This window comes from Thalassospira sp. NFXS8 (assembly GCF_040148805.1).
Taxonomy (GTDB): domain Bacteria; phylum Pseudomonadota; class Alphaproteobacteria; order Rhodospirillales; family Thalassospiraceae; genus Thalassospira.
Map to the genome: position 1 here is coordinate 1,846,637 of NZ_JAGEMF010000001.1, position 23,035 is coordinate 1,869,671.

At 53.3% G+C, this 23,035-nt stretch carries 19 protein-coding genes and 1 riboswitch; of the genes, 11 read left to right on the forward strand and 8 right to left on the reverse strand.

The features are described from left to right. Nucleotides 1-150: 150 nt before the first annotated feature. Together J4E05_RS08380 and J4E05_RS08385 are read right to left on the reverse strand one after the other, a co-directional pair. Nucleotides 151-684, reverse strand: a complete 534-nt coding sequence (locus J4E05_RS08380) for a dihydrofolate reductase family protein (protein ID WP_085588585.1) — start codon at nt 682-684, stop codon at nt 151-153. 277 nt (nt 685-961) lie between these two features. Further along, on the reverse strand, nt 962-2,377 hold the full coding sequence (locus tag J4E05_RS08385) for an L-serine ammonia-lyase (RefSeq protein WP_349594238.1): 1,416 nt from the start codon (nt 2,375-2,377) through the stop codon (nt 962-964). A 195-nt stretch (nt 2,378-2,572) separates the two neighbouring features. Then, nucleotides 2,573-2,671, reverse strand: a riboswitch (glycine riboswitch). Between the two features lie 247 nt (nt 2,672-2,918). Between J4E05_RS08385 and gpmI the strand changes: the two genes are divergently transcribed. The 11 genes from gpmI (at nt 2,919) to J4E05_RS08440 (ending at nt 14,356) form a co-directional block, all read left to right on the forward strand. Beyond that, nucleotides 2,919-4,514 (forward strand): 2,3-bisphosphoglycerate-independent phosphoglycerate mutase, encoded by a 1,596-nt coding sequence (gpmI, locus tag J4E05_RS08390; protein ID WP_349594241.1) that lies wholly within the window; start codon nt 2,919-2,921, stop codon nt 4,512-4,514. Continuing rightward, complete coding sequence (locus tag J4E05_RS08395) at nt 4,489-5,844, forward strand: murein hydrolase activator EnvC family protein (RefSeq protein ID WP_349594244.1); 1,356 nt, start codon at nt 4,489-4,491, stop codon at nt 5,842-5,844. The genes gpmI and J4E05_RS08395 overlap by 26 nt, the downstream gene beginning before the upstream one ends. Next, entirely contained in the window at nt 5,841-7,163 is a 1,323-nt protein-coding gene (locus J4E05_RS08400; protein ID WP_349594247.1) for a S41 family peptidase, read from the forward strand. Before J4E05_RS08395 ends, J4E05_RS08400 begins: the two co-directional genes overlap by 4 nt. Before the next feature lie 111 nt (nt 7,164-7,274). Further along, nucleotides 7,275-8,732, forward strand: a complete 1,458-nt coding sequence (locus J4E05_RS08405) for a divergent polysaccharide deacetylase family protein (protein WP_349594250.1) — start codon at nt 7,275-7,277, stop codon at nt 8,730-8,732. Nucleotides 8,733-8,738: 6 nt separating this feature from the next. Then, complete coding sequence (locus J4E05_RS08410) at nt 8,739-9,347, forward strand: RNA pyrophosphohydrolase (RefSeq protein ID WP_085588573.1); 609 nt, start codon at nt 8,739-8,741, stop codon at nt 9,345-9,347. An 82-nt stretch (nt 9,348-9,429) separates the two neighbouring features. Further along, nucleotides 9,430-9,615, forward strand: a complete 186-nt coding sequence (locus tag J4E05_RS08415; RefSeq protein ID WP_085588570.1) for a hypothetical protein — start codon at nt 9,430-9,432, stop codon at nt 9,613-9,615. Between the two features lie 47 nt (nt 9,616-9,662). Then, entirely contained in the window at nt 9,663-10,460 is a 798-nt protein-coding gene (locus J4E05_RS08420; protein ID WP_349594255.1) for a methyltransferase domain-containing protein, read from the forward strand. Between the two features lie 88 nt (nt 10,461-10,548). After that, the gene (locus tag J4E05_RS08425; protein WP_503012325.1) at nt 10,549-11,001 is read left to right on the forward strand and encodes a GFA family protein; all 453 of its coding nucleotides are present in this window, start codon (nt 10,549-10,551) and stop codon (nt 10,999-11,001) included. A 180-nt stretch (nt 11,002-11,181) separates the two neighbouring features. Further along, complete coding sequence (locus J4E05_RS08430) at nt 11,182-12,063, forward strand: alpha/beta fold hydrolase (RefSeq protein WP_349594258.1); 882 nt, start codon at nt 11,182-11,184, stop codon at nt 12,061-12,063. Between the two features lie 315 nt (nt 12,064-12,378). Continuing rightward, nucleotides 12,379-13,086 (forward strand): hypothetical protein, encoded by a 708-nt coding sequence (locus J4E05_RS08435; RefSeq protein WP_349594261.1) that lies wholly within the window; start codon nt 12,379-12,381, stop codon nt 13,084-13,086. A 169-nt stretch (nt 13,087-13,255) separates the two neighbouring features. Continuing rightward, nucleotides 13,256-14,356, forward strand: coding sequence for a squalene/phytoene synthase family protein (locus J4E05_RS08440; RefSeq protein ID WP_349594264.1), 1,101 nt, complete (start codon nt 13,256-13,258; stop codon nt 14,354-14,356). Nucleotides 14,357-14,483: 127 nt separating this feature from the next. Here J4E05_RS08440 and J4E05_RS08445 read toward each other — a convergent pair whose 3' ends face one another. The 6 genes from J4E05_RS08445 to J4E05_RS08470 form a co-directional block, all read right to left on the reverse strand. Beyond that, on the reverse strand, nt 14,484-15,563 hold the full coding sequence (locus tag J4E05_RS08445; RefSeq protein ID WP_349594267.1) for a DUF4340 domain-containing protein: 1,080 nt from the start codon (nt 15,561-15,563) through the stop codon (nt 14,484-14,486). 4 nt (nt 15,564-15,567) lie between these two features. Further along, on the reverse strand, nt 15,568-18,471 hold the full coding sequence (locus J4E05_RS08450) for a Gldg family protein (protein ID WP_349594269.1): 2,904 nt from the start codon (nt 18,469-18,471) through the stop codon (nt 15,568-15,570). Next, nucleotides 18,464-19,378: an ABC transporter ATP-binding protein gene (locus J4E05_RS08455; protein WP_349594272.1), complete on the reverse strand. Its 915-nt coding sequence runs from the start codon at nt 19,376-19,378 to the stop codon at nt 18,464-18,466. Before J4E05_RS08455 ends, J4E05_RS08450 begins: the two co-directional genes overlap by 8 nt. Before the next feature lie 599 nt (nt 19,379-19,977). Then, nucleotides 19,978-21,174: a phosphoglycerate kinase gene (locus J4E05_RS08460; protein ID WP_349594276.1), complete on the reverse strand. Its 1,197-nt coding sequence runs from the start codon at nt 21,172-21,174 to the stop codon at nt 19,978-19,980. Nucleotides 21,175-21,327: 153 nt separating this feature from the next. Then, nucleotides 21,328-22,173 carry a diaminopimelate epimerase gene (dapF, locus tag J4E05_RS08465; RefSeq protein WP_085588553.1) on the reverse strand — a complete coding sequence of 282 codons (846 nt, stop codon included), beginning with the start codon at nt 22,171-22,173 and terminating at the stop codon, nt 21,328-21,330. 45 nt (nt 22,174-22,218) lie between these two features. Continuing rightward, entirely contained in the window at nt 22,219-22,692 is a 474-nt protein-coding gene (locus J4E05_RS08470) for a hypothetical protein (protein ID WP_246832844.1), read from the reverse strand. Between the last annotated feature and the right edge of the window lie 343 nt (nt 22,693-23,035).

The following is a 23,035-nucleotide window of genomic DNA, read 5'->3' on the forward strand; positions in this document are numbered from 1 at the left end:
CGTCATTATTGCCACAACGCGTTGGTCCTTGCCAGTCGGCATCCTTGCCAAAAGCCAACGAACTAAAGCGTTTTTCCCTTAAGACAGACAGTTTGCCAAAACAGCCCTGACAGGCACAAATCACCACCGCCCTGTCGCACCGCAACCGGGTTATTTCAGGCTATATTCCAGCCGGACAACACCGGACGGATAAATATGGGTCGCCACGGGGGATGGTTGTAAATGGCTGGTTTCCTTGTCAAACAGGGAAATCCCCTGACCCAGAACAACCGGGATGACAAACATGTCCAGTTTGTCGATCATATTGGCATACAAGAACTGATTGATCACGCTTGCCCCGCCAACAATCCAGACATCGCCGTTATCAAGCCGTTCATTGCGCAAGGCATCGGTCAGTTCCATCAGGCTTCCGCCAAAGGCAACCGTATTTTCCGGGGCATCATCGCCAAGTGGATGCGACGTTAAAACAACGGTACGCCGGTCCCCGTATGGCCATTCACCATACGACATGACCTGGTCAAACGTCCGGCGACCAATGATCAGCGTTCCCACCTCATCAAGGAATTTTTCAAAATTGAATTCTTGCGGGTCATAGTCGTCAAGCCAGTCGACCGCCCCGTTTGAACGGGCGACATAGCTATCAAGGCTGACCGCCACATAAATGCGGAACAGTTTTTCACTCATTATATTAACCCAACCAATCTGCCGGATTTTTCCGGTTTAATTTTAGTTTTAGTTTAACATTAGTTTCCCAACGCTACCGGCGATTGGTGGCGATAATCCGGCTGGAATAGGGTGATATCATCATCCAAAAACGCAAAACGCCCCAAAAGCCGACATCATCCGGCCTTCGAGGCGTCCATTGCGGCCATATTTGACCATATCAGCGACATTTTCGGGTGCAGAACCGCCTTTTATGACGGTGACAGTTCCCAAATCTGTTTAAAAAGCCATCGTCAGATCAACATTCAACAACGTTGACATTCACGGCCAGCCCCCCCTGGCTGGTTTCCTTGTATTTGCTTTGCATATCCGCCCCGGTTTGGCGCATGGTTTCGATCACACGGTCCAGCGATACGGTATGTTGTCCATCGCCCCGCAGGGCCAGCCGGGATGCGTTAATCGCCTTGACCGCCCCCATGGTGTTACGTTCAATGCACGGTACCTGTACCAAACCGCCAATCGGGTCACATGTCAGGCCCAAATTGTGTTCCATGCCAATTTCGGCGGCATTTTCAACCTGCTCCGGTGTGCCGCCCATCACGGCACACAATGCCCCTGCCGCCATCGAACAGGCTACGCCCACTTCCCCCTGGCACCCCACTTCGGCGGCTGAAATCGAGGCCCGTTTTTTATAAATCGAGCCAATAGCCGCCGCAGTTAGCAAAAATTCACGAATTTTTGTCTGGGTTACATTGGCGCAAAACCGTTCATAATATCGCAAAACAGCCGGAATCACCCCCGCCGCCCCATTGGTCGGCGCGGTCACAACCTTGCTGCCAGCCGCATTTTCCTCGTTCACGGCCAGGGCATACAGGTTCACCCAGTCGATCACGGTTAGCGGGTCTTTCAACCCGGCTTCGGGACGGTCCACCAGTTCGCGATACAGTTTATTGGCCCGACGCTTTACATTTAACCCGCCAGGTAAAATACCTGGTGTGGCGCAGCCGCGATCAATGCAGTTCATCATCGCGTTATAAACCCGGTCGACGAATTCATAGGTTTCATCGGCCGCGCGCCAGGATTTTTCATTTTCCATCATAATTTCAGCGATGGATAATCCCTGTTCCTTGCAAATCGACATCAATTCGTCGGCCGATGAGAAGGGATGCGGCAGGATAATGTTATCGCCGGAATATTCCGCCCCGCGGTCATCCCCTGAAACAATAAAACCGCCGCCAACCGAAAAATATTCCTGGCAATGCAGCTTTACCCCGTCACGGTCATAAGCCGTAATTCGCATCCCGTTAGGGTGCTGGGGCAGGCTTTCATCCATATGAAAAACCAGATTATTTTCAAAGTGAAAATCAATTTTCTGCTGGTCAAACAGCATCAGGCAGCTATCGCGTTTGATCGCATCAATCGTCGGACCAATTTGATCGGGATCGACCGAGCGCGGGCGTTGCCCGCACAGCCCCATTAAAACCGCCGTGTCCGTGGCGTGCCCTTTACCCGTCAGGGCCAACGACCCGTAAAGGTCAACAATTACGCTGCCGGTTTGGGGCAAAAGTTTACGGGCATCCATTTCCAGACAAAACCGGTAACCGGCCCGCATGGGGCCAACGGTATGCGAACTCGATGGTCCAATGCCGATGGTGTATAAATCGACAACAGAAAGATTAACGTCCTGGGGACGTTGCGTGGATGAATTGGGCATAGGCCTCCCTCGGCTCTGATCGCGTTATATTTTTCTGCAATATTTACTGCGATATCAACGAACCGGTGCCAGCCCCCTCTGTCCTTTGGGGCCAAATGGCCCCTACCTGAGATTGTGCGTTGAACGCCTGCGCGTCACAACTTCATCCTTCGGTGGAAAGACGGCCAAACAGCCGGCTTTCGCTCTCCAGAGCCTCAATCCGCAACGGTCCATGTGCCTGAGAGTGTTCGGGGCGAATTGCTCCTTCGGCGCCCGCCGGAACGTTGTCCGACCGGTCTCTCCCATTGCGGTGCGCGAGGTATCACCGTTTAACGGATTGATCGTACCTGTTTGACCCGAACCTTGTCAAAGAAGCGCTGACGCATTTGCGAAAATTTCATCCGGGGTGGCTGTTCAGGGCCATCTTTCATGATAAGTTACGTCAAGAATTTGCGTCAGATGGCGGAACCCACCGCGCCCGGCGCCGTTTTGACCTATGACTGGATCATCATTTACAGGTTTGTTTACTGGTAATTCAGTCTTTTATCCTAGAAGTGGGGTTATGACAGTGACTGTATCGAACGCCGCAAAGCGTCCCCGTCCGGTGGTGCTATGCATTCTGGATGGTTGGGGCTATCGCGAAGAAAGCGAAAACAATGCCGTTGCACTGGCCAATACGCCGGTGTGGGACGACCTGTATGCCCATAATCCAACCGGTTTCATGATGGCCTGTGGCCTGGATGTTGGCCTGCCCGAAGGGCAAATGGGCAATTCGGAAGTCGGCCACATGAATTTGGGTGCAGGCCGTGTTGTGATGCAGGAACTGCCCAAAATTGACGACGCCGTCAAAACCGGCAGCATTGCCGATACCGATGCCGTTAAAAAAGTTATTTCCAGCCTGAAAAAAAGCGGCGGCGTTTGCCACATTGCCGGGCTTTTGTCCGAAGGCGGGGTACATTCGCATCAGGCGCATATGGCCGCCCTTGCCAAAATCATTGCCGATGCCGGTATTACCGTTAAAATCCATGCCTATACCGATGGGCGTGATACCCCGCCGCGCAGTGCGGCCGGTTTTTTGAAAAAATTCCGCTCCCTGCTGGGCGATGCCGATGTTGAAATTGCCACCGTTACCGGTCGCTATTATTCGATGGATCGCGATAATCGCTGGGAACGGGTCAGCCAGGCCTATTTCGCGATGGTCGAGGGTAAAAATTACAACAAAGCCCAAAAAGCAAACACCGCTGAAGATGCCATTGCCAACGCCTATGATGCCGATACCAACGACGAGTTCATTTTGCCCACCGTCATTGGCGATTATGACGGCATGAAAGACGGCGACGGCCTTTTGATGACCAATTTCCGTGCCGACCGTGCGCGCGAAATTCTGGCAGCCCTGTGCGCCCCTGATTTTAACGGATTTGATCGCAAAACGCCGGTCAAATTTGCCGTTCAGACCGGAATGGTCGAATATTCGTCCAGCCATGCCGCCTATATGGATGCGATCTATCCGCCCAAAACCCTGCCCAACATTTTTGGCGAAGTGGTTTCCAATGCAGGCATGAAACAACTGCGCATTGCCGAAACTGAAAAATACCCGCATGTGTCGTTTTTCTTTAACGGCGGCGAAGAACAGGTTTATCCCGGCGAAGACCGCATTCTGGTGCCCTCGCCCAAAGTTGCGACCTATGATTTGCAACCCGAAATGTCGGCCCCCGAAGTGTGTGCCAAACTGGTTGCCGCGATTGAGGCCGAAACATACGACGCCATCATCGTTAATTTCGCCAACCCCGATATGGTCGGGCATAGCGGCATTTTGTCGGCCGCGATGAAAGCCGCCGAAGCCGTTGACGAATGTGTGGGCAAGGTTGTTGCGGCTGTTCGCAAGGTTGGGGGCGTTATGTTTATTACCGCCGACCATGGCAACTGTGAAACCATGGTTGACCCGGAAAGCGGCGAACCACACACCGCCCATACCCTTAACCCGGTGCCGACCATTCTGGTTAACGGGCCCAAGGGCGTTACCCTGCGCGATGGCCGCCTGGCCGACGTTGCGCCAACATTGTTGCAATTGCTGGGCCTGCCGCAACCGGCGGACATGACTGGCAAAACGCTGATCGAAGGTCTGAAACCCGATGCTGCGCTGCCCCCGGCAAGCTGATATTGGCAAATGGTTGATTGCTCCGGCTCTGGCCGCCTTTATGGTGACCGGTGCCGGAGCATTTTTTCCGTTAGGTGCAGAATCCCTGCGCAAGGTTGACTCACGCCTTGATGCGGTGCAAAGCCAGCTTTCAGAACAAAAAAAGCAGGAAGAATTCCTGTCGCGCAAATCACATGAATTGCTGACCGAAGAACAGGCCCTGCAATCTGAAGAAGTGTCGGTTGCTCGCCGGGTTCAGCAATATGAAAGCGAACTGACCGACATAGAAGACAAGCTGGTCGAACTTGAAAACCGTGAAAAAGACGCCACCACCGCGCTCGAAGACAAGGCCGGGCAATATGCCCGCATTTTAATGGCGCTGGAGCGGTTATCGACCACCCCGCCCGAAGCCCTGATTGCCCTGCCGCGCAGCCCGCAAGACACGTTACGATCCGCCATATTGTTAAAGGCTGCCCTGCCCGGTGTTGAACAGCACGCCAAGGATTTAAAACGGGAACTGGGCGAAATTACCGATTTGCGTGGCACCATCAAATCCCGGCGTAGCGAATTGGGCGATGTAACAGCAAAGCTGCGCGACGAACGCGAAAGCCTGTCGCGGTTGCTAGACGATAAACGCCAGTTACGCCAGGATACCGAGGACGAAGCCCGCGAAGCCGCCCGTGCGGTGCAAAAAATGGCCCTGGAAGCCAAAACGCTGGGCGAACTTCTTGCCAGTATTAAAAATCGTGCCGATGGTTTGCCATCACCGCGCGAAAAACCCGACTACGAACTGGTTAAAGACGCCCCCGATAGCGAAATTGATGGCGTGTTGCCATCATCACCCACCCAAACCGCATCATTGAACACACCGGCCGGTAATCGTAATACGGTCGCCAAAACCGCCGACGCGGTGAAAGAAGCGGCCGTTGCCAGCTCGATCACCGAGGCACGCGGCCATTTGCGGATGCCGGCGGCGGGCAAAATTGTAACACTTTTTGGTGAACGTAGCGTTCAAAGCGGCCTTCCTGGCGGTGCCCATGCCAAAGGAATCGAGATTGAAACCCGGCCCGAAGCGCAGGTTGTCTCGCCTTTTGATGGCAAAGTAGTGTTCGCCGGGCCGTTTCGGGGCTATGGCAGACTCTTGATTATCGAACACGGCGAAGGATACCATAGTCTTGTTGCGGGTTTTGATCGCCTGGACAGTGTGGTAGGACAATATGTACTGGCGGGTGAACCTGTTGGAACCATGGGCGAAAACAGGCCGAAACTGTATCTCGAAATGCGCCATGACGGCGAAGCGATCAATCCGCTTCCCTGGCTGGCATCACAAAACGGCAAGGTAAGCGGATGAAAAAGTCTCGATTGGTAGTATTTGCACTGGCGGCGGGCCTGAATTTCGGCCTTGCAGTGCCAGCTTTTGCGCAGTCTTCGACCCCCGGTGATACCCCGACATCATCAGCCGAAACCTATCGGCTTCTCAACCTTTTTGGCGACGTGTTTGAACAGGTCAAAGCCAAATATGTTGAACCGGTCGATGATAAAAAACTGATCGAAGCCGCCATTAACGGCATGCTAACCTCGCTTGACCCGCATTCATCCTATTTGAATATGGATAATTTCAAGGATATGCAGGTTGATACCCGCGGCGAATTTGGCGGGCTGGGCATCGAAGTCACCCAGGAAAACGGCTTTGTAAAAGTAATTTCGCCGATTTTTGATACCCCTGCCGAAAAAGCCGGGATCCAGCCGGGCGATTTTATCACCCATATCGATGGCAAATCGGTGCGCGGCCTGCCGCTGAACGATGCCGTCGACATGATGCGCGGCAAGGTCAATACCGACATCAAACTGACCATTGTGCGCAAGGGCGAACAGGCCCCGTTTGATGTCACGCTGACCCGTGCGGTCATCAAAATCCAGTCGGTGCGCCCGCAGGTGAAAAACGATGTCGGTTATATCCGCATCACGAAATTCAGCGAACAAACCTTTAGCGGCCTGCAACGCGCCATCGAAGACCAGCGCAAGGAAATCGGCCCGAAACTGAAAGGTTTCGTGATCGACCTTCGCAACAATCCCGGTGGTTTGCTTGACCAGGCGATTGCGGTTTCCGATGCCTTTTTAAACGAAGGCGAAATCGTTTCGACCCGTCCACGGGACACCAAAAACACCGAACGCTATACCGCCAAAGACGGCGACCTTGCCGACAACCTGCCAATTGTTGTTCTGATCAATGACGGGTCGGCATCAGCATCGGAAATTGTGGCTGGTGCCTTGCAGGATCATGGCCGGGCGATCATTATGGGCACGCGCAGCTTTGGCAAAGGGTCGGTACAAACCATTTTGCCGATGCCGGGCAATGTGGCCCTGCGCCTGACCACCGCACGTTATTATACCCCGTCTGGCCGTTCGATTCAGGAAGTCGGCATTGTGCCCGACATCATTGTTCCCCAGTCGAAGGTCGAAACCATCGAAACCGGCCAACGCCGGTCCGAAGCAGACCTGAATGGTGCCCTGCATAACGAGGATTCAACCACGGTTGACGCCGAAACCAAGGCAGACAAGCTCCGTCAGGACGCCGAAAAAGTAACCGAAGACGATTATCAGCTTGCCCGCGCACTTGATATGATCCGGGGCATTTCGCTTTATGGCAGCTTCAGATCAAAAAGCTGAAAGATCGTGACGGGAACAGGAAGAGACTGACCCGCAGTGATCGGTAAACTGTTCAAATTTCTGCGGCCCCGCCGCAAAACGGAATCCTCTGCAACCGATACGGATGACGATATGTTGTCCGACACGGTGGCGGAGGATGTTCCGTTTACAGAACTGCCCTACGATGAACAGTATCGCCTGTTGCCGTTACGCCCGCCGTCGCGGCGCTGGCGGCTGTCCAAATTTTTGTTACTGGTACTTTGGCTGTTGCCTTTTGGCGTTGCCACACTGGTGGCCCTGCCTATCATCGACCCTGAAACCGGCTGGCGGCTGTTCCATCTTGGCGGTCCAAAGGTAACCGATGCCATCCCCGGAACCGAACGTGAACTGCAAGATGAAATTGCCAAGGGCGTGCTTGATATCGAGGCCCGCAACCGCGCCGAAGACGAAGCACGCCGCAAGGCCGCAGAAACCCAGAATACAGCAAACCCGAATAACGCTGATCCCGATGCCATGGGGGACCTTCCACCCGGCATCGCCAGTTTAACCGGACAAGGCAATAACGGGGCTGCAAACGGTGAAGACATCGCCCCGGGAGGCCCGTCGCCCGAAGAATTGGCCGCCATGGCCGCAGAGGGTGATTTTGATGAAAAAATCGAAGCTGACCCGCTGCGCCCTGCGCCGATTCCCGGGTTGGACGAAGAAGGCAGTTTTGGCCGGGTGCCGCGCATTGCCGACGATGGCACAACGCCGGCCCAGGCCTATGCCCGACCCTTTACCCTGGAACCTGAACAGCCCTATGTCGCCGTGATTGTAACCGGACTGGGCCTGAATGCGGACCGCACCACCAAAGCAATTGAGGATTTGCCCTTAAACATTTCTCTGGGCCTGTCACCCTATGCCGATAACCTGCCCAAAACATTGGCCCGTGCCCGGCAAATGGGCCACGAAGTGTTTTTACAATTGCCGATGGAACCCGATGACTTCCCGTTATCGGACCCCGGCCCGCGTGCCTTGATGACCAGCCTGCCCGAAGGGGAAAATCTGGTGCGGCTGGAATGGTTACTGGCACGGTTTCCCGGATATGTCGGGGTGGTGGGGCATCTTGGGTCCAAATTTGCCAATCTTGACAGTTCCATTCGCCCGGTTATTGATTTTCTTGATAAAACCGGGCTGATGTATATTGATGGTAGCAATACAGGCATGGTCAGCTTGGCAGCCCAGCTTGCTGCCAATGCTGAAGAAGCCAATGCCATTGTTGATTTTAACATTGATACCGTGCCCAGCCGCCGTGCGATTGATGCCCAGTTAAGCGCACTGACGAACAAGGCAAAAACGGATGGTTTTGCCATTGGCCTTGCCCAGTCCTACCCGGTAACAATTCAGCGGTTGCGCAACTGGGCGCAACGACTGGACCGCCAGGGAGTTAAACTTGCACCGGTTTCTGCCCTTGCCAGCAAACAGGTCAAACCGCAATCGCCACAGGAAGCCGCTGCTGCCCAACGCATGAATGAAACAACTGAAAATGCGAAAAAGGGCAGTTCTTCGCCAAATGCTGACGCCACCGAAGAAACCATCGAGGGTAACTGATCTGCCATGTCCAAAGACCCCGCCAAAAAAACCAAAGCAGACAAGAAAAAAAAATCCAGAAAAATAAAGACGGATTCCCTGCCGCTTCCCCTTGATGCCGGTCAGTCCAGTGACAGCGACGCCCCGGGCAGCGACCTTCCCTATCGGCCCTGTGTTGGCGTTGCCCTGTTTAATGAACGCGGCGATGTCTGGATTGGCAACCGTGTTGGTTTTGAAGGTGCGTGGCAATTGCCACAGGGCGGCATTGACGGCGATGAAACACCCAAACAGGCCGCCTTGCGCGAATTAATGGAAGAAATTGGCACCGATAACGCCGAAATCATCGCAGAAACCCCGGAATGGCTGACATATGATTTGCCCGAACATCTGATTGGCAAGGCATTTGGTGGCAAGTATCGCGGGCAAAAGCAAAAATGGTTTGCCATGCGCTATCGGGGCAAGGACGAGGATTTTGTCATTGCCGGTGACCACCCTGAATTTGACGCCTGGCGCTGGAACGACTTTTTATCCCTCCCCGACATGATCGTACCGTTTAAACGCCCTGTTTATCAGCAGTTGGTAGAAATTTTCAAAACTGTTCCAGATCAAATCAAACAAGGTGATGATCAGGCATAAGACCAAAAGTCTGCTTGAACGCGGCACACTTTTGGTTACATTTTGCTGTCATTAACACCCTTGGGTTTGGAAAGGTTCTAAAATGGGTATGGATCGCCTGATATTCGGTATATTGAGCATTGCAGTTGGCCTTGGCGGCCTGTTTTATGCCTCAGCCGCACATGATGGATATTCCTATTTTGTCGGGCTGATTATGTTTTTTGGCGCCATCCTGTTTACGTTCGCGCTGATCAACAGTCATTTTGACGACGTTGAAAAAACACATTAAACCCGGCGGACGACCACCTGGCGGGGGAATAACAAAAGGACCGGATTTTGACCAATACACATTGGGATCCAAACCAGTATGGCCTTTTCGGTGACGAACGCCGCCGCCCGGCGACTGACCTGATTGCCCGCCTGCCAAAACCGGCACAGGGGTTTAATCCCGCCAATATTGTCGACCTTGGCTGCGGCCCTGGTACTGTTACCTCGCTTTTGGTCGATGCCTATACCACCAGCGGCAACAACCCGGTCATTACCGGCGTCGACCATTCAGCTGAAATGCTGGACAAGGCCCGTGCCCATGATGATCGTATCATCTGGCAGCAAAGCGACATTGCATCGTGGGAACCAGATGCCCCGATTGACCTGTTGTTTTCCAATGCGGCCCTGCAATGGGTTCCAGGTCATGCCAGCCTGTTGCCCCGCCTGCTGAATTTTGTAAAACCCGGCGGGCTGGTCGCCATTCAGGTGCCCAACAATTTTCTGGCCCCCAGTCACCAGTTGATCAACGAGGCCGGTGAAAAATGGGAAAAGGACGTGGCCGCAGCACAGGACCAGATTAAAATCATGCGTCCGGGCGATTATTTCGATGTTCTGGCTCCGATTTGCAGCAATGTTGATTTGTGGCAAACCCAATATTGCCACGTCCTTCGCGGTGAAGACCCGGTATTTAACTGGGTATCCTCAACAGCCCTGCGCCCGGTTCTGGCAAACCTGCCAGATGATGATGCCCGTGCCGCCTTTTGCGACCATTATAAAACCCGGCTTAGCCAGGTTTACCCGCCCCGGCCCGATGGCATTACCCTGTTTCCGTTTAACCGCCTGTTCATTGTCGCCAGCAAAGCCTGAATACCGTCGCCACCTTGCGTGACCAAGCCGGTATAGATACTGAACAGCGCCCGGCGATAATGCCACCCGAAAGGGCGAGGAGATGACGATGACGCAAAACCACCTTACGGGATGCTGCCGTTGCGGGCAGGTTCAATTTGAAATCAGCGCACGCCCCTTAATGACAGCCGCCTGCCATTGTGCCGGATGCCAAAGCATGAGCAGCAGCGCGTTTTCGTTAACCGCCATGATCCCGGCTGATGCATTTGCCGTAACCCGCGGCGATCCTGTAATTGGCGGGCTGCATGGGCCACAGCAACATCATTATTTTTGCCCCAACTGCATGACATGGATGTATACCCGCATCGACGGGTTTGATGCATTCGTCAATGTCCGCCCCACCCTGCTTGAAAGCAACAAGTGGTCAACGCCGTTTATCGAAACAATGACACACAATAAACTTCCCTGGGTGCAAACCCCGGCGCAATATCACTATGACGAATTTCCCCCAATGGAAGACCTGCAACGCCTGATGGATACGTTTGCCGCAGCCCCTGCCTAAAGCATGGTTCTTTTGGGGATAACCCGGCTTTAAGGCCACAAAAGCAGCCCTTGCCCGTCACGGAATTATTACATGTGACACCATTGGCACGGGCTGTTTCACCTGTCATGATCCCGGATCAGAATTGTGAAGCCGACAGGGAATAATGGCTGTCGGCACCCCATCAGCACAGGTATTCAAATGTCAGATATCGTTGCAGCACAGGATGCACAAACACCGACGCCGGGCCGGGTGGTGCAGGATGTTTTTGTTAACCTGTGTGGATACGAAACCCGCATTCGCCAGTGGGGTACGCCCGGTAAACCCGCCATTATTATGGTTCACGGGTTGGCACGGCTATCAACCGACTTTGACATTATTGCCCGGCAACTGGCCGATGATTATTTCATTTTGTGCCCCGACATTCTGGGCCGGGGATATTCCGCCTGGGCACAAACCCCCGAACGTGAATATGTACCGGGCTTTTATGCCGCCCAGATGGTTGAAATGCTGGACCATTTCAGCATTAACCAGTGTAGCTGGATTGGCACATCGATGGGCGGCATTATTGGCATGGTGGTTGCCGATATCGCGCCCCGGCGCATTGAACGGTTATTGCTAAACGATATTGGCCCCGAACTGGCACAGGATGCGGTAGACCGGATTAAATCCTATGTCGGGGGGACACCGGAATTTTCCAGCATTACCGAAATAGATGCCATTATGCGCACCATCTATGCCCCGTTCGGCCTGGAAAATGACGCCGAATGGGCGGAACTGGCGATGTATTCGGCCCGGCGTCTGCCTAATGGCAAATTTGCCATGCATTACGATCCGCGTGTGATGGAAGTTTTTCGCGACCAGATCGACGAATATGATGGTTGGGACATGTTTAATCGTCTGGCGTGCCCGATCACATTATTTAGCGGCGCACAATCGGACCTGGTGCCGGCGACAATTGTAAAAAAAATGCAGAATGCAAAACCGAAAATGCACCTGCTTAGTCTGGAAAGCTGTGGTCATGCACCTTATCTGAACACTATGGACCAGATCGAATCGGTTAAAATATTCTTAAAAAGCTGACGTAATCACAAAAAAACCATTTTGCCCTGCAAACTGGAACCATATAAAAAGCCGGAAAACCGGCAGGGAATGGTTGCTATGCAATAAGTCCACTGGCATTTTGCGCCGAAATGATCATATTGCCGCGGCCTGACACGCAAACAAAAAATCGCATCCCGTCGCCAAACGCTGGTCGACCCAAAGATGCAAAATTTTTTCTTTCGGGGGCGTCCTTTTGGTGCCTGCAAACGTTCAGGTAAGTGACTGCCGGTTTACCGGAGTCGCAAGCTGGACCATGCAGAAAACACCATTGTATTTGACACGGGAATGACGGAAATGACGACGCGGCAATTTTTAACAGCAGGCATGATAGGCGGCATTGCAATGCTTTGCGCCACATACCCGCTTGTTGCCAGCGCCCAGCAAGCTGTTAGCGAAACTGAAATGCCGGCTTTGGCCCCCCGGACATCCCCCGAACCAAAAATTTCAAGCTATCTGGTGCAGGGTATTTTGCCCGCCCCTGGCCGTGCCGGTTTTGACAATTATTTCAGCACGGCGCCCAGCCGCCATCATGGCGCTGTTCTAACCCTGCCGGGACGTTCAACCAACAATGCCGATAATGATCAAACCGGTTTAATGTGGCTTGAAGCCAACAGCAACCAGAACGCCGGTAAAGGTGTATCGGCCCAGTTTGGCATCGGGTATTCCCCCAACCGTAATGTCGGTTTTGCCTTTGGCCCGGTTGTTGAATTAAACGGGTCGCTGGGCAATCATATCGGGGCATCGGCAAGTGATAACGAAGATTACCTGGTCACCCCGACAATGCGAAATGACAACGGCATTGCCAGTGCCGGTTTCAACAATGAAACAGGAACAGACAGTGCCGGGCTTGCTGCCAGTCTGTCCTATATGCCGTTCGAGGATTTGTGGGTTGGTATCCATGGCCGTCTGACCAGCGACCTTACATCATCATCCGGCAGCAGCACGACCGACCGCTTTGATGCCATGTTGGGCCTGACGGCGGGCTATCGGCTGCAATTTTAAGCCATAAGTCATCAATTTTCATTAAAATCGGGGTCTGGCATGGCTGATCTCTTGCCAGTGCGGCAACGAGGCTTCATGTTGCCCCTGTAAGCGTTTGTAATGCGACTCGCAAAGGCAGGGCAAAATACCCGTCTTTGATTTTGATATGATGGCAAGCCCTGGAAAATAAATGACCGTGTCCCCTTCGCCCTTTTCCGGTTCTTCTGAAGATCCGTTTCTCGCTTGCAAGGAACTGGCTGCGGCCAAAAACGCCAATCTGTATCGGGCAGCAATGCGCCTGAACCCGGCACGACAAAGGTTTTTTCTGGCGGCTTACGCGTCGATGCGGGTGATTGACGATATTGTCGATGACGGATTTTTGGAAAAATCCGACGCCGAACGCGACAATCTGCGCGACGACACCTTCGATATTATTGACCGCTGGCAAGACCAGATCGAAGCCGCCAAAGTCATGGCAGACAACCCGTGGCCCGACGTTGGCCCCCTGCCCGGTCCGGTGTATGACGCACTGACCCTGACATTGGGTGAAAGCGATTTGTCGGTAGACCCTTGGGTAAAACTGGCTGAAGCGCTTCGCAAGGATGTCGCCGAAGATCCGCTGGATGAATGGGACGACTTTATTGCCTATTGCGAAGGGGCCACTGCCGCCCCGGCATCGATTTTCGTTTATTTGCTTTCGGCCCGTTATGATGACGAAATCGGTTATGTGTCCAACCTGACGGCGTCGCCGCTGTATCATGCACGTGATATGGCAATTTTTTGCTATGTCATTCACATCCTGCGTGACCTGCCGATTGATGTTAAAGGCCCGGACCGACTGGTGACCATTCCCGGTGAAATGTTACTGGCAGCCGATATCAGCATTGGCGAAATTCGCAACGCAATCGGCCAGCAAAACTATGACGCGCTGAACGTTCTAGGCACTTTCATGCTGGAAAAGGCATGGGAACATTTTGAAACCGGGCAAGCCCGCAGTGCCGAACTTCTCGCTATTCTGGACCCGGAAGAAACCGATACGTTATCGCGCCTGTTTAGTGTCTATATCGAACTTGCGGCCATGATGGACGCGGGTTATGGCGACTTTCTGGCCGACCGGGTTGCCATTATTGACACCACGGCAGACAAAAGCCTGCCAGACCAAAGCACGCGGGAACGTGCCCTCAAAACGGCATCAGACAAAGATACGTCCCATGGCAATGGCAATGCCAACCAGTCCCCGCCAAAAGACAATTCTGAATCCGGATCAGGCGGCAACAGCACCGCTTCGTAGGTGCGGGCCAAACGTCGCTTTCTCATAAAATGACGGCCCGCAAAAAACAGTTTTATCAACAAAGGCCCGGCACATCCCATGCCGGGCCTTTGTTTTTCAAATCAAACCGAACTTTTACAGTTTCAGATCAATTCATTGCCTTGGCACTTGCCGGGCTATCGCTACCCGGTGCCGTTTTTTCATCGTCCTTTTTACCTACCAGCAGGGCCGATGCACTGGCATGTTGCACAAGCTGTTTACCGGTATAGCCCGCAATGCGGAAATATTCCGGTCGCGAGGACAGTTTCAGGGTGTAATCCCCCTCCTTGCCATCGCCTTTGCCAATCAGGTAATCAACCGGTTTATCCTTGCCCTTGATCGTCAGGGACAGTTTTAAAACCGGATGATCCATACCGTATTTCGGCTTGGCATCGTTGCCGAGTACGGACGAAATCCGCACTTTTGCCATCATAGCAGCAAGTGTAGAGGCCGCAGCAGGTTGCAGTTTCTGGTCGGCCGTCGCATTGGCAAGGGTCCAAACCGTTTGCGTTTTGGCCTGGTCCTGATCTACCTTGTCGGCATTTTCAGCGGAGGCTGTTTTGTCCGCCGATTTGGCATCGGTTTTTGCAACCGGCGCCGGATTTGCCACCAACGACAAACCATCGACATCCATTTTAACAATATCGTCAGCCGGGACTTGCAAGGCCGTACTGTCGATCCAGTCATCTGCCTTGGCCGGGGCGTCATAGCTGCCCATGGTTACGGCATAAACTTCGTTTTGATCATCGCGGCGGGCATGAATTTGATGGGTGCCTTGCGATGTACCAAAATACAGGACAGCCGTTGATTGATCACCCTTTGCAAGGGTAATACGGCGTTCAAAATCGTCCTTGGCCAGTTTAAACCGTTTGATGGCACCGCTTGATGTGGCAATTGGCAAGCCTTCATGAAGATCTGCCAACTTGCTGATCAAGCCATCAACCTTGTTGCTATCAGCCGGGAAGTTCCCCTGATCAGGCAATTGCCAATCCTTGCCGTTTTTCACCAGCATGACTTTGGCCCCATCTGAATCCTCGATGGTTACGTGGTCCACTTTATCGGTTTTGGCTGCAACAAGTTTATCATCCCCACCAGTTTCCGAGCTTTGCGGCTGGTAAAAGTTAATACCGATGGCAAAACCCACCTGGACGATAAACAACACCACCAATATCTGAATGGTCCGTTTCATAATTTCAGACCTCCTGAAGAATGCGCTGGTAATGTTTGCGTTCGGTTGCCGCCACCCGGCGACGCCAGCCCCACACAGCCAGAAGGCCAATCAGGGCAATACCGTAATTCAGATATTCCCACATCTGTTCGGAACCTTCCGATGTTGGAACAAGGGTCCGGGCAAACTGGGTCCGTCCGCGCAACGCCAGCAGGGATTGATCTTCAAGTGACCAGTCCACAACGTTTTGCATAAATTCCAACGGAGCCGTGTAACGTGTGCCCATCCCGCGGGAGGCAAGGCTAAGCGACATGTCATCGGCAAAACTGTTGGAACCGACCAGAACCAGGCGAGCCGAAGACGGAGAACGATCAATCACACCACCAATCTGGACGTTTTTGTCGTCGTCTTTTTTCGCCGTGGCGGCATCGTTCTTTTTCGCATCCTTTTGGTCAGTTTTTTTGGCATCATCGGCCAAAAGCGGCGAGTCTTTGCCCGCATAAAAGGACTTGAACTGCCCTTCAATCGCAACGGCAAGATCGTGCGAACCGCGATTCCCCGAAACAGCAAACCCGGTATCAGGATGGGCTTTGTAATCGGGCAAAATATCGGTGCTATCAGACAGCCAGCTTTGTTTGGAGCTATGTAAAAGGGCCGTAACGCTGCGATCCTTGTTTTTGGCATTATCAACCGTCACCGGTGATGCCCAGTTCAACGTCAACTGGTCCAGGCCGGCTGTTACCGGGTTATCCCCATTAAGCTGGTCACCGCGCAAATCGGGGAAATGCGGATAAGGCATCATGCTGATTTGCTGAACCGTCATGCCGCCAATTTTACGTTCAACCGGCACGGGCAAAGATGCATTTTGCGGATCCAGCACCATTTTATCATCAATCGACACACCATAGCTGGCGAGCCAGTCTTTCAGGCCAGAGTCAACTTTTTTGGCCGAAAGGGTGTTGGTAACGCTGATATCGTAAGGCGATGTTGCCATCACCACACTGCCACCGCGCATCAGGAACTGGTCAATGGCAAAACGCTGCTTATCATCCAGGTTAACCGGGTCCAGCACCATCAGCAAATCGGCTGCCTCGGGCACATGGCCGTCCTTCAGATCGGCTTCAACCACACGGGCGTTTTCCGACAGGGTTTTGTATAGTTCCGTATATTGCGGGCCCGGGGCCTGCTGCATATAGGGGCTGGGCGGGGGCGATGCCGGTTTAACCAAAGCAATGGTTTTAAGGAAACCCGGTGCCATACGATGCAGGGCAGAATCGATCGATCGTTTCAGCGCTGCTTTATCCGTGGTTTCGGGCAGCGGCACCTGTACTTCATCCTTGCCGCTTTTCAGCATCATATAAAACCAGAACGGTTGCGGGTCCATCAGGCTGGCGACCTGCGGGCTAAAGCCGTAATCATCCTGTAAACGGGTTGCCAAAGCGCCGTCATTGGCATCAGGGTCCTGAAAGGCAATGTTAAATTTGTCGCCTGCCTGATCCTTGTAATCCTTTAAAACGCCGTCCAGCGTTTTGCGGAATTCCTGCAACTGGTCGGGCAGTTTGTCGCTTGGGGAAACAAACCCTTCAAAGGTAACCGGTTGGGTCATGTTTTCAAACGGGTTACCCCCGGCCTGATACTGGTTAACCAGCTTGCGGATGGTACGGCTGATTTCATATTCAGGGTTTTTCAGGCCAACATTGATGTCGCCCTCGCCCTGGGTTTTTACCTCGATCAAATCACCATAAGTCAGGGTTTCAAACTGGTCGCCATAGGCAACGACAATATCGAAATAGGAATTAACCACAGACGACTGATAACGGCTGTTGGTCTGGAAAGGTACCGGACGAATACCGTATTTCGATGCGGCTTCCTGTTCCTTGTCGGGGTCGGCGGTCGGGTCAATAAATTCAACCCGGACATGGCCCTTGGATGCCACCTGGAATTCCGACAGCAAATCCTTTACCCGGGGCACCAGCGGTGCAAGCAACGGATGGGTTCGCGGCGAAAAATAAGCCCGGATAACCAAAGGTTCCTGCAAATGTTGCAATTCCTGTTTGGTCGAGGATGACAGCGAATAGATATGCTGATGCGTCATATCGGCACGGGCGGCCGTAATCGGTGCCAACCAGAAATTGGCCGCCACAAAGTTCAGCACAAACAGGGTGGCAACAGCGCCCCATAACCGATGTTTGTTGCTGGCCGGGTTACCATGCCAGCGCAGCTTTTCCAGGCTGAACAGGTTCAGCGTCAGGAATACGCCGACAATGGACAGGTAATAATAAAGATCACGCAGGTCGAGAACACCCCGCGTGATGGATTCGAATCGGGTTCCTGTGCCAAGGGCGGCCAATAAACCGCCAACCTTGTCCCCAAACAGCGATGTCAGGGTGTCGGAGCCGATCAGGTAAAACACACCGCACACAAGGGCGGTCAGGATCAGGGCGACAATCGGGTTGTCGGTGCGGCCGCTCATATAAAGGCCGATGGCAATATAGGCTGCTGCCAAAAACAGTGTCGCAACATACCCGCCAATCACGGGGCCCCAATCCAGCGGGCCTAAAATGGAAACGGTAATGGGCAATGGCAAGGTTAAAACCAGCGCCAGAACCACCAGCAGCAATGCGGCCAGAAATTTGCCCAGCACCAGCGAAATTGGCCGAACCGGCGCGGTTAGCAGGGTTTCAAGCGTACCTGCCCGGCGTTCTTCGGACCAGGCCCGCATGGTCAGGGCCGAAACCAGAAAAATCAGTAAGACCGGCATCCATTTAAACAATGGCTGCACGTCGGCAATGTTGCGGGCGAAAAAGGTTTCAACCCAGAAAAACACAAACAGATTTACCGCCAGAAACGCACCAATAAACAAATAGGCTGCGGGTGTGGCGAAAAATCCCCGAAATTCCTTGCGGGAAATACGCAGGATGTCAGCCATTGACCACCTCCTCATTAACCTCGGCGAAAATGGTTTCCAGATCGCGGCGTTGCGGTTGCAGGGCATAAAGCAGCACGCCGTCGCGGCTCAGGGCCTGGGCGATGACGGGCGCGGCATCATTGCTGGCTTGCAGCCGGTAATGATGGCGACCGCCTTCTTGCGAATGGCTGACAATGCCGGTGATTTCAGGAACGGTTGAAAAGGCCTGTTGCGCATCGCGGTCTACGGTGACCAGCAAACCACCCGATTCCTGCAATTCATCAATGCGGGCATCGACCACCAGTTTGCCCGCCCGCATGATCAGCGCACGTTCGCAAACGGCCTGTACTTCCTGCAAAATATGGGTGGAAACAATTACGGTGGCAGATTTTGCCAGATCGGCAATCAGGTCGCGCATATGGCGGATCTGCGTGGGATCAAGACCATTGGTGGGTTCATCAAGAATGATGATATCGGGGTTATGCAAAATCGCCTGCGCCACGCCAACACGTTGACGATACCCACGCGACAGGGTCTGGATCGATGCGGTTGCCTTGACTTCCAGAACCGTGCGTCGAATGGCACTGGCCACCGCCGCCGGGCGTTTGTCGGCAGGTACACCATGCAGGCTTGCCTGATAGTCAAGATAGTCGATTACTGTCATTTCCGGCCAGACCGGGCAGTTTTCAGGCAAATAACCGATGCGTTTCTGAATGGCACGGGTATCACGCCCGACCTCCAGGTCATCAATGGCAATTTTGCCCGAAGTTGGCTCCAGATAGCCGGTGATCATTTTCATGATCGTGGTTTTACCGGCGCCATTATGACCCAGCAAACCGACGATCTCGCCGTGCTTTATTTCAAAACTGACGTCATCCACCGCTATGAAATCGCCATAGCAGCGCGTCAGATGCTCAAGTTTGATCATCTGTTAGTTCCGTAAACGGGATTTTTGAACGGGATGGGACACATGCTATTATTCATGCGTCGTGGGGAGAACGACACATGCCAGCTTTTTGCTGAAATTTAAGAAACCTGCCCGTTACGAAGGGGGAGGAATAGGTGTAACGAGCGGACAGTGATGAAGTCGGCTGTCATGACCAGTCATTGTGACGAACGTCCATGCTGTGACAAAACCAGGGAGGGTTAACACTCCCAACCTTTGGCTAGAACATGGCAACAATATGACACCACGCCAGTAGACTGAAAATTTGCAAAGTTTTGCTAATTTTTTGCGGCGCAATATTAGCACATCCCGCAAGGAACAAAGGCTTTCGCGGCAGTTCAAAAGTGCTTCAAAATCCGTATTTTCGCCCGGATCAGCGAAACTTTCCAGTCTAAACGACCTATACCTTTTACAAAACAGGGATAGGGTGATCCTCACCCGATAATACGGCATGTGCCAGACACCGGCATGACGGGCCCCCGGCACCAAAGCAGATTCCCGACCGCATAAAAAACCCCTGCCCGTGATATCCACAGACAGGGGTTTTGATATTTCGGCAAACCCGGGCTTTAAAAGCAGGGTTAATTTTTGCGCAGGGCCGCCACACCGGGCAAGACCTTGCCTTCCAGCCATTCGAGGAATGCACCGCCAGCGGTGGACACGTAGGAAAAGTCACCGTCAACACCGGCATGGCGCAAGGCAGAAACCGTGTCACCACCACCGGCAACCGACAGCAACTTGCCAGCCTTGGTCAGTTTGGCTGCATGTTGTGCGACCGAAACAGTCGCCGTATCAAACGGGGCAATTTCAAACGCGCCCAGCGGGCCGTTCCATACCAGCGTTTCACAGCTTTCAAGGCGTTTATTCAAATCCGCAATAGTTGCCGGGCCTGCATCCAAAATCATGCCGTCGGCATCAATTGCTTTCAGGTCGGAAACAACGTGATCGGCATGTTCCTTAAATTCCCTGGCGACCAAACCATCAATCGGCAGAACGATTTCACAATTGGCGGCTTCGGCCTTGGCGAAAATTTCACGGGCGGTCACCAGCAGGTCATGCTCGCAAAGCGATTTTCCCACATCAACGCCTTTGGCTGCCAAAAACGTATTGGCCATGCCCCCCCCAATGACAAGCTGATCCACCCGTTCCACCAGATTACCCAACAGGTCCAGCTTGGTAGAGATTTTGGCCCCGCCAACAATGGCCATAACCGGGTGTTTCGGAGCTTCCAGGGCCTTGCCCAGCGCATCAAGTTCGATTTGCATCAAACGACCGGCATAAGCTGGCAATTTATGCGCCAGCCCTTCGGTCGAGGCATGGGCGCGGTGCGCACAGGAAAAAGCGTCATTGACAAAAATGTCACCCAGCTTTGCCAGTTCCTCGACAAAGGCGGGGTCATTTTTTTCTTCTTCGGCGTGGTAACGCAGGTTTTCCAGAATGGCAATTTCGCCGTCTTTCAGCGCGTTAACCACATCGGCAGCATCATTGCCAATGCAATCATTGGCAAAGGCAACCGGGCGACCCAGCTGTTTTGCCAGGGCATCCGCCACCGGTTTTAACGACATTTCAGGCACACGTTGCCCTTTGGGGCGACCAAAATGGGTAATGATGACAAGCCGCGCACCGGCATCGGCCAGTTCTACAAGGCCGGGCACGGTACGGTCGATACGGGTGGTATCGCTTACGGCACCATCTTTCATCGGGACGTTAAGGTCGGCACGCAGCAAAACGCGCTTGCCTGCGACAGAAACACCGTCAAGCGTATTGAAATCAGCCATTATCAGAACCTGCCTTTGCGTTTAACAAGTTCCGGCGGGGCAATGTCGTGCATGCCCCAAAACCGGAAACAGCCGCCAGAACAGCGGCGCGATCATCGGGTGCCTTTTTTCGCCGATCCATAAGCCCGGTGCAAGCCCGAAGCGAAAAAGCGGTCAATGAACACCAAAAAGGGAAGGATGAAGAATGCCGGAAAAGCTGGTGGCAACCGGCCCTGTCATCAAGACATGGTCATCGGCCAGCCATTCGATTCCCAAAACGCCCCCGTCAAGAACAACCTCGACAGTGCGCCCGGTCAGCCCGCGGCGCGCTGCGGCGACTCCTGCCGCACAGGCCCCGGTTCCGCAGGCACGGGTAATGCCAACACCGCGTTCCCACACCCGCATCCGAATACGATTATCGGCCATAACATGGCAAACCTCGATATTGGCGCGTTCGGGAAACATATCGTGATGTTCCAGGATGGGGCCGTATTTTTCCAGATCAATGCTTTCGGCATTTTCAACAAAAAACACCGCATGCGGGTTACCCACACTTACACCAACGGCATCGGCTAACGGGCCGACCGTCACGGGAATATGGTTGGTATCAACCGCCTTGAGTAACGGAATTTCGCGCCAGTCCAGCCAGGCAGGCCCCATGTCCACGCTAACCTGTCCATCCTCAAGCCCGCGTGCTTCAAGCAAGCCTGAAACGGTTTGCACCGTCACGTCACGCCGCTTAAGTTCGGCCATCAGTACATCGGCGACACAGCGTGTGGCATTGCCACAGGCCCCCACTTCGCTACCGTCATTATTGCGAATACGCATAAAGGCATCGGCGTCATCATCACGCGATGGCTCGATAACAATAAGCTGGTCACAGCCCACCCCGGTCTTGCGATCGGCAATGCGGGCGGCGGTGGCATCGTCCATGTCCAGAACAACCGAATCGCGCCGTCCGTCAAAGACGACAAAATCGTTGCCCAGGCCATGCATCTTGGTAAAGGAAATTCCGTTCATATCCACTTGGCTACCGGCTGTAAAAAGGCGACTACGCCTACAGCATCACGGCTTTGAGGCCGGGGCGCAATAGCGGATTTTACGGGGCACAAAACCGGCGTCGGAAAAAAATGATTTCAAACGCAGGTTTGGCTCGTCGACCGCAACATAGGTGGCGGCACAGCCATGCAGCCGCAACAGGCGATCCATGGCTTCGCGCATACAATTAAGAACATGCCCGCGCGCAACAATTTCAACGGCTTTGACATTATCGACATGCAAAACCTGCCCGATGCTGATGTCGGTGCGAACTTCATATGAAAACAGTCCGTGGACATAACCACGTTCGTTGCAGACAATTACGATTCCCTTGTCGCGCAGCCATTGGCTTTCGGGAACCGGGTCATCTACACAAACATAATCGGCCACAAAATCCTGCCATTTTTGCAAGGTTATGCCAACTTCGGTCATCTGGACCAAAGGGTAGGTCATATCCGCAATGCCGGCGGTAAGGGGTCGTGCGCTATAGGTGTTCAACATGGTCGTTTTCCCGAATTTATAATGCGATCATGGCGCAAAGAAAACGGCCCAGCGTTGATGTGCATCAACAACAACAGCCCCAATAACAAGGCATAAGCATTACTGCGATAAAACATTCCGAAGCGACATTAATGTATCTGGCATTCCCAACGCCCATAACGTTAATCGCCCCGAATTGACATTGATCAGTGTGGTGCGAACGAAATGTGCGGATGATGCCGGAAACACATGTTTATGAACGTTTTTGTTGAAACCTTGTGATATGGACACAACAATCACAGGTTGAACCGGAATTTTTTATCGTCGGCGGCACGGGGGATGACCAGGTCATTGCAGGATGCCG